Here is a 14,865-nt window from a genome sequence, read left to right as displayed (position 1 = left end):
CCCGAACTCTGAGCTGTAAGACGCGAATGTACCGTCATGCCCCCCGGACGGCGCCATGGGACGCCCAGGATCTTACGTCCGCCAACCCTAGAACACGTTCTACCGAGTCACGCTCGGTCGGTCTAACTTCGCAGTTCGCGGCGCGTGAGGGTGATATGAGGCACAATTCCATATTAGAGATGCGTCCACTACCAGATGGTAAGGTTCGCTCCTAAGATCAGCTTTCGCGGTACATGCCCCTTGTGGGCGGCTACCGAGCACCGCTCTCGAAAGGGGTGTCCGTGGAGGTTCCAGACGACGCGCGAGAGCACGGGGCGCGCGGCGAGGGCAGGCTGCGGGTCGCCCTCCTGTCGTACCGGAGCAAGCCCACCTGTGGCGGCCAGGGCGTCTACCTGCGCCACGTCAGCCGCGAACTCGTCGCCCTCGGGCACTACGTCGAGGTCTTCTCGGGACCGCCGTACCCCGAGCTGGACGAGGGCGTCGTGCTCACCAAGATCCCGAGCCTCGACCTCTACCGCGACGAGGACCCCTTCCGCACCCCGGCGCTCGGCGAGTACCGCGACTGGATCGACGTGCTCGAAGTCGCCACGATGTGGACGGCCGGCTTCCCCGAGCCGCTGACCTTCAGCCTGCGGGCGCTGCGCGAGCTGAAGAAGCGCCAGGGCGACTTCGACGTCGTCCAGGACAACCAGACGCTGGGGTACGGCCTCCTCGGCATCCAGAAGCTCTTCCCCGTGGTCGGCACCATCCACCACCCCATCAGCGTGGACCGGCGCATCGAGCTGCGGGCCGCGCCGCTGCGCAAGCAGCTCTCGATGCGCCGCTGGTACGGCTTCGTGCGCATGCAGAGCCACGTCGCGCCCCGGCTGAAGCCGATCCTCACGGTGAGCGAGTCGAGCCTCGCCGACATCCACCGCGACTTCAACGTGCCGCAGAACAACATGCGGCTCATCCCGCTGGGCGTCGACACCCGCTTCTTCCATCCCCGCCCGCACCTTCCGAAGCGCAAGGGCTCGATCGTCGCCGTGGCGAGCGCCGACTCCCCCATGAAGGGGGTCGCCACGCTGCTGCGCGCCGTCGCCAAGCTCGCCACCGAGCGCGACGTGAACCTCACCGTGGTCAGCAAGCCCACCCCGGGCGGCCCCACCGAGAGGCTCGTACAGGAGCTCGCCCTCGGTGACCGCGTGAAGTTCGTCCACGGCATCTCCGACGACGAGCTGGGCGAGCTCATCGCGACCTCCGAGATCTCCGTCGTGCCCTCGCTGTACGAGGGCTTCTCGCTTCCCGCCGTCGAGCACATGGCCTGCGGGACCCCGCTGGTCGCCAGCCGTACGGGCGCGCTGCCCGAGGTCGTCGGCGACGCGGCCGTCCAGGTCTCGCCCGGCGACCCCGAGGAGCTCGCCTCGGTGCTGCGCCGGCTGCACGACTCCCCTGACGAGCGGGAGCGCGTCGGCAGGGCCGGATACGACCGGGTCATGGAGCGGTACACCTGGCACGTCGTCGCCAAACGGACCGTCGAGGCATACCGCGAGGCCATCGAGGCCCGCGCGAAGGCGAAAGGGGAGCGGTAAGTGCTGACCGTCGACTTCGGGAAGCTCCCGGTCGGGCCCGGTGTCCGCGTGCTCGACCTGGGCTGCGGCGGTGGCCGCCACGCCTTCGAGGTGCTGCGGCGCGGCGCCGACGTGGTCGCGTTCGACCAGGACGCGGCCGAGCTCGAAGGTGTCGCGAGCATGTTCGCCGCCATGGACAAGGCGGGCGAGGTGCCGCCGGAGGCGACCGCCGAGACCGTGACCGGCGACGCGCTGGCCATGCCCTTCCCCGACGCCTCGTTCGACCGCGTGATCGCGGCCGAGGTGCTGGAGCACATCCCCGACGACATGGCGGCGATGCGCGAGCTCCACCGGGTGCTCAAGCCGGGCGGCCGGGCCGCGATCACCGTGCCGAGCTTCCTGCCCGAGCGCATCTGCTGGGCGCTGTCCGAGGCGTACCACACGGCCCCCGGCGGGCATGTGCGGATCTACACGCTCGCCGAGCTGAGCGCCAAGCTCAAGGCGACCGGCTTTTCGGTCGGCCCGCACCACCACGCCCACGGCCTGCACTCGCCGTACTGGTGGATCAAGTGCGCGGTCGGCGTGAACGACGACGACCACCCGCTGGCCAAGGCCTACCACGAGCTGCTCGTCTGGGACATCATGAAGCGCCCGGCGGCCACCCGCATCGCGGAGGCCGTGCTCAACCCTCTCATCGGAAAGAGCGTGGTCGTCTACGTCCGGAAGCCCGCTTGACCACCGACGCGGGCCGGGCCGCCGTCCCGGCCGTACCCGGGGTCGTCACAGCGGAGCAGATCGTCGAGACGGCGCGGAGCATCGCGGCCGTACAGGAGCCGGACGGCGGGGTGCCGTGGCCCGAGGGGCACGTCGACGCCTGGAACCACGTCGAGTGCCTGATGGCCATGACGGTCGCCGGGCTCACCGCCGAGGCCAGGAGGGGCTACGACTGGCTCGTACGGCACCAGCGGGACGACGGCTCATGGCCGATGAAGACGGTGCGCGGCGAGGCCGTCGAGAAGAACGGCGAGAGCAACCACGCCGCGTACATCGCGGTGGGAGTGTGGCACGAGCTGCTGGTCACCCGCGACGAGGACTTCGCGCGCGCGATGTGGCCGGTCGTGAGGAAGGCGCTCGACTTCGTGGTCGACCTCCAGACGGCTCGCGGTGAGATCGTCTGGGAGCGGTCCGCGTCGGGCAGTCCGGCCGAGTACGCCCTGCTGACCTGCTGCTCCTCCATCTACCAGGGGCTTCGCTGCGGCGTGCTGCTCGGCGAGCACCTCGGCGAGCCGCAGCCCGACTGGGAGCTTGCCGCCGACCGGCTCGGCCACGTGCTCGCCGCCCATCCGGAGGCCTTCGCCGACAAGAGCCGCTTCTCGATGGACTGGTACTACCCGATCCTCGGGGGCGCGGTGCGCGGCGACCAGGCTCGCGAGCGGCTGGACGAGGAGTGGGACACGTTCGTCGTACCCGGGCTCGGCATCCGCTGCGTGTCCGACCAGCCGTGGGTGACGGGCGCGGAGACCTGCGAGCTGGCCCTCGCCCTTGACGCTATGGGCGAGACCGAACGTGCTCTCGCCCTCTACCGGGACATGCAGCATCTCCGCCACGACAACGGGTCGTACTGGACGGGCTGGCAGTTCGTCAACGAGCGGCCGTTCCCCAACGAGCAGTCGGCCTACACCGCCGCCGCCGTCATCCTCGCGGCCGACGCCCTGTCGGGCGCGACCCCGGCGGCGGGCCTGTTCCGCGAGGCCGGGCGGTACTCCATCCCCGTGACCGACCCCGACACCTGCGGCTGCTCCCCCGCCGCCAGCCGTACTTGATCACCTGACGAGGTCGGCTGAACTCTTTCACGGGAGGCCCCCGGCCGCCACCGGGGGCCTCTCCGTCGTCGGCTCGCGAATCCAGCGGATCTAGGCGTCGGGGGCGACCCGTTCCAGCACGCGGAGGGACCCCTCGGTGCTGACCTCCTTGTAATCGCCCGAGGCGACGGCGCGCTGGAATACCCGGTACGGGGCCTGGCCGCCCGTGGAGGGGTCGGGGTAGATGTCGTGGAAGACCAGCGCACCGCCCGGCATGAGATGCGGCGCCCACCCCTCGTAGTCCTTGGTGACGGGATCCTCGGAGTGGCCCCCGTCGATGAAGAGCATCGCGAGGGGCGTCCTCCAGTAGCGGGCCACCGTCTCGGAGCGGCCCACGATCGCGATCACGTTGTCCTCCAGCCCGGCCGAGGCGATGGCAGCGCGGAAGAACGGGAGCGAGTCCATCTTGCCGAAGCGCGGATCCATCAGCGTGGGGTCGTGGTGGGCCCAGCCGGGCTGGATCTCCTCAGAGCCCCGGTGGTGGTCCACAGTGAAGACGACCGACCCTGTCTCGCGGGCCGCGGCCCCGAGATAGATCGCCGACTTGCCGCAGTAGGTGCCGATCTCGCAGATGGGACCGAGCGCGCCGTACGCGCACGCGGTGTCGAACAGGGCCGCCCCTTCGTTCGGGGGCATGAACCCCTTCGCACGCTCGGCCGCGTGGCGCAGGTCGGGCGGCAATAGGACGTGAGTCATGATTCTTCCCCTGTATGCGGCAATGCTGGTGCACCCTATCTGTCAACGCTTGCGGCGCGGGAACCGTGCCCCCCTATCATGATCATAGGGAGCCGAACAATATTCCGTACCGCCCTTGCCCCGTCCGGTGGAACGTGTTCTACTTTGCTGCGTGAACCAGCGTGCTCGCATAGTGATGTCCGACGACGAGGTGACGGCGTTCCTGCGGGAGTCTCGCAAGCTCCAGCTGGGCACGATCAACCCGGACGGTACACCGCACATGGTGACGATGTTCTACGGCCTCGTCGAGGGCCAGATCGGGTTCTGGACGTACGGCAAGGCCCAGAAGACCCGGAACATCGAGCGCGATTCTCGGGTGACCTGCCTCATCGAGGCCGGGGACGACTACTTCGACCTGAGAGGCGTCCTGCTGTACGGCACCGCGCGGCTGATCGACGCGCGGGACGCCGTCCTGGACATCGGTATGAACATCACCCTGCGGATGCCGGGAGCCGGTGACGCCACCGACGAGCTTCGCGGGTACGTCGAGCACACCGGCCGCAAGCGAGTCGCCTACCTCGTCGAGCCGACACGCGTGGTTTCCTGGGACCACCGTAAGCTCGCCACCCCCGCTTCGGCCTAGTCTCGCCTTTAAGTCATTTACGAACGCGAGAAGGGCTCCGATGAAAATCAAAGTCGACTACGACGTCTGCGAGGCCAACGCCGTCTGCATGGGCCTGGCACCCGAGGTCTTCGAAGTGGACGACGACGACAACCTGAACGTCCTGCTTCCCGAGCCCCCGCCGGAGATGCTCGACCGCGTGCGCCACGCGGTCCGATCCTGCCCCAAAGCCGCCCTTTCCCTTGAGGAAGAGTAGGCGCCCCCCAAGGAGGTCCCCCTTATGCGAGCCGCGCTACTGCACGCCGTCGGCGACGACAAGCTCGACATCCGCGACGACTTCACCCTCGCCCCGGTGGGCCCGACGGACGTCCGTGTGAAGATCAAGGCGACCGGCGTCTGCCACTCGGACCTGTCGGTGCTGTCGGGGGTGCTGCCCATGCCCCTGCCGGTGATCCCCGGCCACGAGGGCGCGGGCGAGGTCGTGGAGGTGGGCGACCATGTCACCTCCGTCCAGCCGGGCGACCACGTCATCATCAACTGGACCCCGGCGTGCGGCTCGTGCCCGAACTGCATCGTCGGTCAGCCGTTCCTCTGTATGACCTACGTCATGGAGAGCTTCTCCCTGGCGAGGTTCCGCTTCGGCGGCGAGACGCCCGCGTTCGGCATGGCCGGCTGCGGCACCTGGGCAGAGGAGATCGTGGTCCCCTGGCAGGGCGCGATCAAGGTGGACCCCGAGGTCCCGTACGAGGTCGCGGCCCTGATCGGCTGCGGCATCACCACGGGCGTGGGCGCCGCGATCAACACGGCCAAGGTCAGGCCGGGCTCGACCGTGGCCGTGATCGGCTGTGGCGGCGTGGGGCTGTCGGTGATCCAGGGGGCCCGGGTCTCCGGGGCCACGACGATCCTGGCGGTGGACCCGCTGGAGTCCAAGCACGCGCTCGCCAAGAAGGTGGGCGCCACGGACGCCTGCACCCCGGACCAGCTCATGGAGGTCATCGGGTCCCTCACCGGCGGCCAGGGGTTCGACTACGGCTTCGAGGTGGTCGGCAAGTCGGCGTCGATCATGTCGGCCTGGCAGGCCACCCGCCGGGGCGGCGACGTCATCGTGGTCGGCGCGGGCGCCATGGACGACATCGTGCCCCTGTCGGCCTTCAGCCTGCTGTTCGAGGGCAAGAACCTCCTCAGCTCGCTGTACGGGGGCAGCGACGTGCGCCGTGACTTCCCGTTCTTCGCCAACCTGTGGAAGGCCGGCAAGCTCGACCTCGAAAGCATGATCAGCTCTCGCATCCGGCTCGGTGACCTCAACGACGCCGTCGCGGCCCTCAAGGGCGGCGAGGTCCTGCGCCAGATCGTCGTCTTCGACTGACCAGGAGGACACCGATCCGGAAGCGCCCTCCTATGTAGACCGCATCTACGTAGATCCGTTCTACATGGGAGGGGCATGGCCGGATCAGGGGTTCGTCGGCCGCGCGTCCGAGATGAGCGCCGCCGTCCGGCGTGACCGTCGGCGGCGCGAACCGTGGCGGGGTCAGTCGGAGGAGAAGGCGGCGTCGAAGGACGCGGTGGGGGGCGTGATCGCGTTGAGGCCCCTGACGAAGGTCAGGGCCTCGGGAGCGCCGGCGAGGCGGTCCATGCCGGCGTCCTCCCACTCGACCGAGATGGGGCCGTCGTACCCGATGGAGTTGAGCGCGCGGAAGCAGTCCTCCCAGGCCACGTCTCCCCTGCCCGTGGAGACGAAGTCCCAGCCCCGGCGCAGGTCGGCCCAGGGCAGGTGGGAGGAGAGCCGGCCCCGGCGCCCGTCGCCCGAGCGGACCTTGGCGTCCTTGCAGTCGACGTGGTAGACGCGGTCGGCGAACTCCAGGATGAACCCGACCGGGTCGATCTCCTGCCAGACCATGTGCGAGGGGTCCCAGTTCAGGCCGAAGGCCGGCCGGTGCCCGATGGCCTCAAGCGTCCGTACGGTGGTGTGGTAGTCGTAGGCGATCTCGCTCGGGTGCACCTCGTGGGCGAACCGCACGCCGACCTCGTCGAACACGTCCAGGATCGGGTTCCACCGGTCGGCGAAGTCCTGGTAGCCCGCGTCGATCATCGACGGCGGGACCGGGGGGAACATCGCCACGGTGTGCCAGATGGACGAGCCGGTGAAACCGACCACCGTGCTCACCCCGAGCTTCGCCGCCGCACGGGCGGTGTCCTTCATCTCCTCCGCCGCGGCCTGGCGGACCTGCTCGGGGTCGCCCGAGCCCCAGATGCGCGCCGGGAGGATGCCCTTGTGGCGCTCGTCGATCGGGCTGTCGCAGACGGCCTGCCCGACGAGGTGGTTGGAGATCGTCCAGACCTTCAACCCGTGCTTGTCCAGGATCTCCAGCTTGCGGGGGATGTAGGACTCGTCCGACAGCGCCTTGTCGACCTCGAAGTGATCACCCCAGCAGGCGATCTCCAGGCCGTCGTATCCCCACTCGCCGGCCAGGCGGCACACCTCCTCGAAGGGAAGGTCGGCCCACTGGCCCGTGAACAAGGTGATCGGTCGCGTCATGTCCGCGCTCTCCTTCGGTGCTTACAAGCGGTTGCGGGGTTCGCTTATCAAGGGATCCTGGAGACCCGGGCCCGGGGAAGGCAACCCTTCCCAGGGCACCGGTTCCAGGGCTCTACGGGATCGGCGTCCAACGGCTCTCGCCCGCCGCGCTGCGCTCGACGGCCGCGAGCGCCTGCTGCACCCGAAGCCCGTCGGCGAACGACGGGGCCGGGTTGGTACCCGAGCCGATCGCCTCCAGGAAGTCCTTCACCTCGTGGCTGAACGTGTGCTCGTACCCGAGCCCGTGCCCCGGCGGCCACCAGGCCCCGGCATACGGGTGTCCCCCCTCGGTGACGAGGATGCGCCGGAAGCCGGCCTCCTCGGCGGGGAGGGTGTGGTCGTGGAACCACAGCTCGTTCATCGACTCGAAGTCGAAGGACAGGCTGCCGAGGGAGCCGTTGACCTCGATCCGCATGGCGTTCTTGCGCCCGGTGGCGAAGCGGGTCGCCTCGAACGACGCGAGCGCCCCTCCGGAGAGCCTGCCGATGAACACCGCCGCGTCGTCCACGGTGACGGTGCCCGTCGAGTCGGCGTCCTCGGCCGCGCCCGCCGCGAGCCCCGCGGACTCCTCGGCGAGCGGGCGGTCGTTGATGAAGGTCTCGGTGAGGGCCGAGACCCCCGTCAGCCTCTGACCGGTGATGAACTGGGCGGTGTCGACGATGTGGGAACCGATGTCACCGAGCGCCCCCGACCCCGCCTTGTCCTTCTGGAGCCGCCACACCAGCGGGAACTCCGGGTCGACGATCCAGTCCTGGAGGTACTGCGCGCGGACGTGGCGCAGGTCCCCCAGCCGCCCCTCGGCCACGAACTGCCGGGCGAGCGCGACGGCCGGGACCCTCCGGTAGTTGAAGGCCACCATGCTGCGCACGCCGCGCTCGGCGGCCCGCTCCGCCGCCGCGACCATGGCCTCGGCCTCGGCGACGGTGTTGGCCAGCGGCTTCTCGCACAGAACGTGCTTGCCCGCGTCGAGCGCGGCGATCGCGATCTCCGCGTGGGAGTCGCCGGGCGTGCAGATGTCGACGATGTCGACGTCGTCCCGCTTGATGAGTTCCTTCCAGTCGTTCTCGACTGCCGCCCAGCCCAGGTCGGCGGCGGCGGCGGCCGTACGGTCCTGCGACCTGCCGGACAGCACCGCCATGACCGGCGCGACCGGCAGGTCGAAGAACGCTCCGACGCTGCGCCACGCCTGGGAGTGCACACGTCCCATGAACGCGTACCCGACCATGCCGACCCCGAGCGCCGGCCTGTTGTCACTCACGAATAACCCCCGAATTAGGATTCGAACCCGAGCGGCAGATACTTCTGCGCGTTCTCCTTGGTGATGGTCTCCGATGCCAGCGTGATGGACTGCGGCACCTGCTGCTCGACCAGGTCGCTCAGGCCCTTGCCCTGGGCGATGAGCCGCGCGAGCTTGATCGCCGAGGACGCCATGGTCGGGCTGTAGGTCACCGTGGCCTTGAGCACGCCGCTGTCGGCCTGGATGTCGCGCATGGCGTTGGCCGATCCGGCGCCTCCCACCATGAAGAACTCGTTGCGGTTGGCCTCCTTGATTGCGGCGAGCACGCCGATGCCCTGGTCGTCGTCGTGGTTCCAGATGGCGTCGATCTTCTTGTGGGCCTGGAGCAGGTTGCTGGCGACCTGCGTGCCCGACTCGACGGTGAACTTGGCGTCCTGCTGGGCGGTCACCGTGAAGCCGTAGGTCTTCAGGGCGTCGGCGAAGCCCTTGCTGCGGTCCTGGGTGAGGGGCAGCGTCGCGATGCCCTGGATCTCCAGGATCACCGGGTTGGCGACACCCTTGTCCTTCAGGGTCTTGCCGACGTAGCTGCCCGCGGCCACGCCCATGCCGTAGTTGTCGCCGCCGATCCACAGCCGGTACGACAGCTTGTCGGGGAAGACGCGGTCGAGGTTGATCACCGGGATGCCGGCGTCCATCGCCTTGCGCGCGACCTGGTTGAGCTGCTCGCCGTCGTTCGGGAGGATCACCAGGGCGCTGACCTTGGCCGCGATCAGCGACTCGACCGCCGAGATCTGCTGGTTGATGTCGTTGGTCGGCTCGACCGGCTTGAACTCCACGTCGGAGTACTGCTTGGCCTGCGACTCGGCGTTCTTGGCGATGGCCGCGATCCAGCCGTGGTCGGCCGCCGGGGCGGAGAAGCCGATGACGACCTTGGTGCCCGGCTGGTCGTTGTCCGTGCCGGCCGTGGTGGCCTGCGGCGCGGCGGAGCTCGGGGCGGCGGCGGGTTCGTTGCTGGTGCAGGCGCTCACGAGGGCCCCTGCGCCGACAACGGCTCCGCTGACGAGGAATCCTCGCCGGCCGACGCTCTTGTTCATGGTGACTGTCTCCTTCTGGTACGGGGGATTACCGGGGCCTCGGCGCTGGGCCAGATCCCGAAATTTCGTGAATCTGGGGGCTTTCGGGCGCGGCGAACGCGACCGCGGAACCCCCGCGGCCGTACGGACGTGCCTTCGAGCCCTGCTTGTGTGTCCCGCGCCGTCGAGCCCTACGTTCGGGATTCGAGGCTTCGCCGCTGCAGGAGTACGGCGATGACGATGATCAGGCCCTTGGCTATGAGCTGGTCACTGGTGTTGAGTCCGTTGAGGATGAACAGGTTGGTGATGACCGTGAAGATCAGCAGCCCGAGGATCGAGCCGATGATGGTTCCCCGGCCACCGGTGAGAAGGGTTCCCCCGATGATGACCGCGGCGATCGCGTCCAGTTCGTAAAGATCGCCGTGGGTACTGGAGCCCGTGGTGGTGCGGGCCATGATGATCACTGCGGCGATGCCGCAGCAGAGGCCGGACAGCGCGTACAGCATCATCGTGTGACGCCGTACGTTGATCCCGGCGAGCCGGGCGGCCTCCGGGTTGCCGCCGACCGCGTAGGTGCGCCGGCCGAAGGTCGTGCGGTTGAGCACGAGCCATCCGACGGCGACCACGAGCGCGAAGATGTAGACCAGCAGGGGCAGGCCGAACACGCGCGTGGTCGACAAATCGACGATGGCGCTGTTGTCCGGGCCGACGAGCTGGGTCCTGCGGTCGGACATGCGCTGCGCGAGCCCGCGGGCCGCCACCAGCATGGCGAGCGTGGCGATGAACGGCACCATCCTCCCGTAGGAGATCAGGAAACCGCTGACCAGCCCCGCGCCCGTGCCGACCACGATCGCGCAGATCGCCATCACGACCGGCCCGTACGCCTGGGTGGCGAGGGTCGTCGCCCACACCGAGGCGAGCGCCATGACCGCGCCGACCGACAGGTCGATGCCCCCGCCGATGATGACGAAGGTCATGCCGACGGTGATGACGCCGATCGTCGAGGCCAGCGCGAGGATGCTCACCATGTTCGACGAGGTGGCGAAGTTCTCTGGGCTGGTCACCAGGCCCACGATGGCCAAAAGGATCAGCGCCACGACGAGGCCGAGGTGGCGCGCCTGCCCGACCCTGCTCAGCACGCCGGGCCCCGCGGGCTCAGCGGCCCGCGCCTGCTCCTCCACGCGGCGATGCTCGTCGGCGGGCGGCTGGGTGCTCTGCGGAGTGCTGCCACCCGAGGCGCGTGCGTCCGTCACAGCGCGCTCCCTTCCATGATCATGTCAATAACCCGTGGTTCGTCGAGTTCTCGTGCGTCCGACTCGTGGATGACCTTGCCTTCGCGGAGCACGAGCACCCGGTCGGCGAGGCCCAGGACCTCGGGGACCTCGCTGGACACCAGCAGCACGCCCACGCCCTCGTCGGCGAGCCGCCGGATCACGGCGTACAGCTCGGCCCGCGCGCCGACGTCGACGCCGCGGGTGGGCTCGTCGAGGAGCAGGAGCTTGCGGTCCTCCACCAGCCATCGGGCGAACACGGCCTTCTGCTGGTTGCCGCCCGAGAGGGTGCGCACCGGGCGACGGGGATCGGCCGGCCGGATGTCGACCGTCTCGGCCAGGCGCACGGCCTCGGAGCTCTCCTCCTTGCGGTCGACCCAGCCGAACCGCGCGTACTTGCTGAGTCCGGCGATCGTGATGTTGCGCGCGACCGACTCGTTCATCAGCAGGGCCTGCGACTTGCGCTCCTCGGGCGCGAGGCCCATGCCGAGCCGTACGGCCTTGGAGGTGCTGCCGGGAGGCACGGGCTCGCCCGCGAGCACGACCTGCCCGGAGGAGGCCCGGCGCGCGCCGTAGACGGTCTCGACGATCTCCGACCGGCCCGAGCCGACCAGCCCGGCCAGTCCGACGATCTCGCCTTCCCTGACCGTCAGCGACACGTCGGTGAAGCGGCCGGGCAGCGTGAGGCCCTCGACCTTCAGCACCTCAGGACGGTTGTCGTGCGATCCGGGCGCGGGACGCGGCGGGAAGACGTACTCCACGTCCCTGCCGGTCATCAGCGACACCACCGTGGACGTCGGCGTCTCGCGGGCGGGAAGCCCGACGGCGGCGGTCCTGCCGTCCTTGAGCACGGTGACGCGGTCGCCGATCTCGCGGATCTCCTCCAGCCGGTGGGAGATGTAGACGACCGCGACCCCCTGCGCCGTCAGGTCCCTGATGACCCGGAACAGGTTGGCCACCTCGTCGTGCGCGAGGGCGGCGGACGGCTCGTCCATGACGATCAGCCGCGTCTTGTGGGACAGCGCCCGCGCCATGCTGACGATCTGCTTGCCGGCCGCGGAGAGCCGCCCCACCTCCATCGTGGAGCGCATCTCGCCGTGGCCGAGGCTGCCGAGCAGCTCGGCGGCGGCCTTGTTCATCTCACCGCGCCGGGTGAAGCCGAACGCGGCCTGCTCGTGGCCGAGGAAGATGTTCTCCGCGACCGACAGGCCGTCGACCAGGTCGAGCTCCTGGTAGATGGTCGAGATGCCCGACTTGATGGCGGCGATGGGCCCGGCGAACCGGACCGGCTCCCCGCCGAAGGTCACCGTGCCCTCGTCCGGCTGGTGGGCTCCGGCGAGGATCTTGATGAGGGTGGACTTGCCCGCGCCGTTCTGCCCGAGCAGGCAGTGGACCTCGCCAGCGCGGACGTCGAGGTCCACCCCGTCCAGGGCGCGGACGCCGGGAAACTGCTTGACGATCCCGCGCATGACCAGCAGGTCGCTCACAGGGCCTCCGGAAGGTGGATCGAGAGGGGAGTCTGAGGGGCTGGAGCCATCATGAGTGTTTCATAGATCGGAGGTGTGAGGCAGATAGGCGACGGAACGATGCAAACACGTGTCGAAATGCGGAAAAAGATCGGATGTTTGAGGGGTCTAGGGAGCGGAGAAGACGTGGTCGCTGATGAGCCGGGCGCCCCCGATGACCCCCGCGGTGTCCCCCAACTCGGAGAGCACGATGGGGAGGTTTCCGGTGGCCAGGGGCAGCGACCTCCGGTAGACGACACTCCTGATCTCCGCGAGTAGTACATGGCCCAGACGGGCCACTCCTCCCGCGATGATCACTAGGCCCGGATTGAAGAAGCTGACGAGGCTCGCGAGCACCTGTCCGGCCTGGCGGCCCCCGTCACGGATGAGCTGGATCGCGGCCGGGTCCCCCAGGGTCGCGGCGGCGGCCACGTCCTCGGCGGTGAGCCTTCCCACAGAGGCGAGGCGTTCTGCGAGGTAGGCCGACCGCGGAGCGATCCTGACCGCCTCCCTCGCGAGCGCCGCGCCGCCGAAGTAGGCCTCCAGGCACCCGGTGTTGCCGCACGTACAGGTCGGACCCTGGTCGTCGACCCGCATGTGGCCGATGTCGCCGGCGCTTCCGGAGACCCCCCGGTAGATCTTGCCGTCGACGACGATGCCGCAGCCGATGCCGGTGCCGATCTTGATGAGCAGGAAGTCGTCGACCTGCTTCGCCAGGCCGGCGTGGAGCTCGCCCAGCGCCATGAGGTTGACGTCGTTGTCGACCATGGCGGGGCAGCCGAGCTCCTGGCTGATCGCCTCCTTGACCGGGTAGCGATCCCAGCCGGGCATTATCGGCGGCGCCACGGGGACGCCCTCCCGGAAGCTCACAGGGCCGGGCACGCCGATTCCGACGCCGTGGAGCTGGGCGAACAGTCCCTGCTCGCGCAGCTTGCCGAGGAGCTCCATCGCCCGGTCGAGCACCGCAGCCGGTCCGATACGGACGTCGCAGGTCTCGCTGACGTGGCCGAGGACCTCCAGCTCGCCGTTGGTGACCGCGACGTCCACCGAGGTGGCGCCGATGTCGATGCCGACGAACCTCATGTGGGGCGACAGCCGGACCATGCCGGACCGCCTGCCCCCGCGTGAGGCGGCGAGCCCGGCCTGTTCGACCAGGCCCATCTCGATGAGGCGGTCGAGCTCCAGGTTGAGCTTCGAGCGGGAGAGCTCGACGACGTCCCCGAGCTCGGCTCGCGACCGGCCGCCGTCGCGCAGCAGGCGCAGCAGGGTCGCCTGGTGGACGTTGTCAGGCCGTACGGGCATTCGCTTCACAGAGCCTCCGGAATCGGAGTGATGTGAGGCTGAAGCTAGTTCACTTCCGCTGCTGCGGGAAGCCCTTTTCGATGACAATTCATAACTTTCGCCGTTATAAACGAAAGCCGGTGACGCACCTCACCCCAACGAAAAGAACCGCATGATCATCGCGTGAGCCACGCCGGGCTGCGATGATCATGCGGTTACGAGGGTGTTTCGCCTGATGGTTTCCTGTGCCGCCCGCGGCGGCATTCAGAGGGCGTCGCTCAGAGCATGGCCTTCATGGAGGCGGTGGCCTGCTCGCCGAGGGTGGTCGGCCGCACGTACGGCTCCTCGGTGAGGATCGCGTCCCAGTTGTCGCGGATCGCCTCGATGGTCAGGTCGTCGGAGCGCCAGCCCGGCCCCTCGGCCACGAACACACGGGCGACGCGCCCGGCGCCGACGCTGAAGACCTCGCCGGAGGTCTCGCAGCTCTCGTGCGCGAGGAAGGCGACCAGCGGGCTCACCCTGCCCGGGGTGAACCTCTCCTCGAACTCGGCGGGGAGCAGGGCCTCGGTCATCCGGGTCCAGGCGATCGGCGCGATGGCGTTGGCCTTGATGCCCGCGCGGGCGCCCTCGATGCCGAGGGTCTTGGTCAGCCCCACCAGCCCCATCTTGGCGGTGGAGTAGTTCGCCTGGCCGAAGTTGCCGAAAAGCCCGGCGGGCGAGGAGGTGTTGACGATGCGTCCGTAGCGCTGCTCCTTCATGTGCGGGAACGCCGCCCGGCTGACCAGGAACGACCCCCGCACGTGCACGGCGAGCACGGCGTCGAACTCCTCGACCGTCATCTTGCCCAGGGACTTGTCGCGCAGGATGCCGGCGTTGTTGACGAGGATGTCCACGCGGCCGAACGCGTCGCGGGCGGCCTGGATGATCGACTCGGCGCCCTCGGGCGTCGCCACGTCGCCGGCGTTGGCCACCGCCTCGCCGCCGTTCTTGACGATCAGTTCGACGACCTCGGCCGCGGGGCCCGTGGAGGCCCCGGTGCCGTCGAGCGACCCGCCGACGTCGTTGACGACGACCTTCGCGCCGCGCTCGGCGAGCAGGAGCGCGTGCGACCGGCCGAGCCCCTGACCCGCACCGGTGACGACCGCGACCTTCCCGTCGAACCTGAGTTCAGACATGCCGCCCACCCTTCGAGGAGAATAAGATTCTAGTGATCA

The 14,865-nt window shown here is 69.2% G+C and carries 14 protein-coding genes; 6 read left to right on the top strand and 8 right to left on the bottom strand.

The genetic code is table 11. The annotated features are described in order from the left end of the window. The first annotated feature begins 281 nt into the window (after positions 1-281). From ACGFIV_RS22170 to ACGFIV_RS22160, 3 genes are read left to right on the top strand one after another with little or no spacing between them, the layout of a single operon-like run. Complete coding sequence (locus tag ACGFIV_RS22170) at positions 282-1,571, top strand: glycosyltransferase family 4 protein (RefSeq protein ID WP_358549903.1); 1,290 nt, start codon at positions 282-284, stop codon at positions 1,569-1,571. Continuing rightward, on the top strand, positions 1,572-2,285 hold the full coding sequence (locus ACGFIV_RS22165; RefSeq protein WP_392837371.1) for a class I SAM-dependent methyltransferase: 714 nt from the start codon (positions 1,572-1,574) through the stop codon (positions 2,283-2,285). Next, positions 2,282-3,373 carry a prenyltransferase gene (locus ACGFIV_RS22160; protein ID WP_392837369.1) on the top strand — a complete coding sequence of 364 codons (1,092 nt, stop codon included), beginning with the start codon at positions 2,282-2,284 and terminating at the stop codon, positions 3,371-3,373. The genes ACGFIV_RS22165 and ACGFIV_RS22160 overlap by 4 nt, the downstream gene beginning before the upstream one ends. A 90-nt stretch (positions 3,374-3,463) precedes the next feature. Here the strand turns inward: ACGFIV_RS22160 and ACGFIV_RS22155 are convergent, their stop codons facing one another. Further along, positions 3,464-4,108, bottom strand: a complete 645-nt coding sequence (locus tag ACGFIV_RS22155; protein ID WP_392837367.1) for a class I SAM-dependent methyltransferase — start codon at positions 4,106-4,108, stop codon at positions 3,464-3,466. A 151-nt stretch (positions 4,109-4,259) separates the two neighbouring features. On the opposite strand from ACGFIV_RS22155, the gene ACGFIV_RS22150 reads away from it, so the two are divergent. Genes ACGFIV_RS22150 through ACGFIV_RS22140 form a run of 3 tightly spaced genes read left to right on the top strand, consistent with a single transcriptional unit; the run spans position 4,260 to position 6,075 of the window. After that, complete coding sequence (locus tag ACGFIV_RS22150) at positions 4,260-4,730, top strand: pyridoxamine 5'-phosphate oxidase family protein (protein ID WP_392837365.1); 471 nt, start codon at positions 4,260-4,262, stop codon at positions 4,728-4,730. Positions 4,731-4,770: 40 nt separating this feature from the next. Then, complete coding sequence (locus ACGFIV_RS22145) at positions 4,771-4,965, top strand: ferredoxin (protein WP_358549913.1); 195 nt, start codon at positions 4,771-4,773, stop codon at positions 4,963-4,965. Positions 4,966-4,989: 24 nt separating this feature from the next. After that, positions 4,990-6,075 (top strand): Zn-dependent alcohol dehydrogenase, encoded by a 1,086-nt coding sequence (locus ACGFIV_RS22140; RefSeq protein WP_358549915.1) that lies wholly within the window; start codon positions 4,990-4,992, stop codon positions 6,073-6,075. A gap of 162 nt (positions 6,076-6,237) precedes the next feature. Here the strand turns inward: ACGFIV_RS22140 and ACGFIV_RS22135 are convergent, their stop codons facing one another. From ACGFIV_RS22135 to ACGFIV_RS22105, 7 genes are all read right to left on the bottom strand, one after another. Continuing rightward, the gene (locus ACGFIV_RS22135; RefSeq protein WP_358549917.1) at positions 6,238-7,245 is read right to left on the bottom strand and encodes a sugar phosphate isomerase/epimerase family protein; all 1,008 of its coding nucleotides are present in this window, start codon (positions 7,243-7,245) and stop codon (positions 6,238-6,240) included. Positions 7,246-7,357: 112 nt separating this feature from the next. After that, a complete protein-coding gene (locus tag ACGFIV_RS22130; RefSeq protein ID WP_392837362.1) occupies positions 7,358-8,542 on the bottom strand; it encodes a Gfo/Idh/MocA family protein in 1,185 nt (394 codons plus the stop codon). A 14-nt stretch (positions 8,543-8,556) separates the two neighbouring features. Then, on the bottom strand, positions 8,557-9,615 hold the full coding sequence (locus ACGFIV_RS22125; protein ID WP_358549921.1) for an ABC transporter substrate-binding protein: 1,059 nt from the start codon (positions 9,613-9,615) through the stop codon (positions 8,557-8,559). Positions 9,616-9,785: 170 nt separating this feature from the next. Next, positions 9,786-10,847: an ABC transporter permease gene (locus ACGFIV_RS22120; RefSeq protein ID WP_358549923.1), complete on the bottom strand. Its 1,062-nt coding sequence runs from the start codon at positions 10,845-10,847 to the stop codon at positions 9,786-9,788. Further along, complete coding sequence (locus tag ACGFIV_RS22115) at positions 10,844-12,352, bottom strand: sugar ABC transporter ATP-binding protein (protein ID WP_358549925.1); 1,509 nt, start codon at positions 12,350-12,352, stop codon at positions 10,844-10,846. The genes ACGFIV_RS22120 and ACGFIV_RS22115 overlap by 4 nt, the downstream gene beginning before the upstream one ends. Positions 12,353-12,499: 147 nt before the next feature. Further along, on the bottom strand, positions 12,500-13,672 hold the full coding sequence (locus ACGFIV_RS22110) for an ROK family transcriptional regulator (protein ID WP_358549982.1): 1,173 nt from the start codon (positions 13,670-13,672) through the stop codon (positions 12,500-12,502). 257 nt (positions 13,673-13,929) lie between these two features. Continuing rightward, entirely contained in the window at positions 13,930-14,826 is an 897-nt protein-coding gene (locus ACGFIV_RS22105) for an SDR family NAD(P)-dependent oxidoreductase (protein WP_358549927.1), read from the bottom strand. Positions 14,827-14,865: the final 39 nt, after the last annotated feature.

The sequence above is a fragment of the Sphaerisporangium sp. NPDC049003 genome, from assembly GCF_043197795.1.
Classification (GTDB): domain Bacteria; phylum Actinomycetota; class Actinomycetes; order Streptosporangiales; family Streptosporangiaceae; genus Sphaerisporangium.
This window is presented reverse-complemented; position numbering and strand designations above follow the sequence as displayed.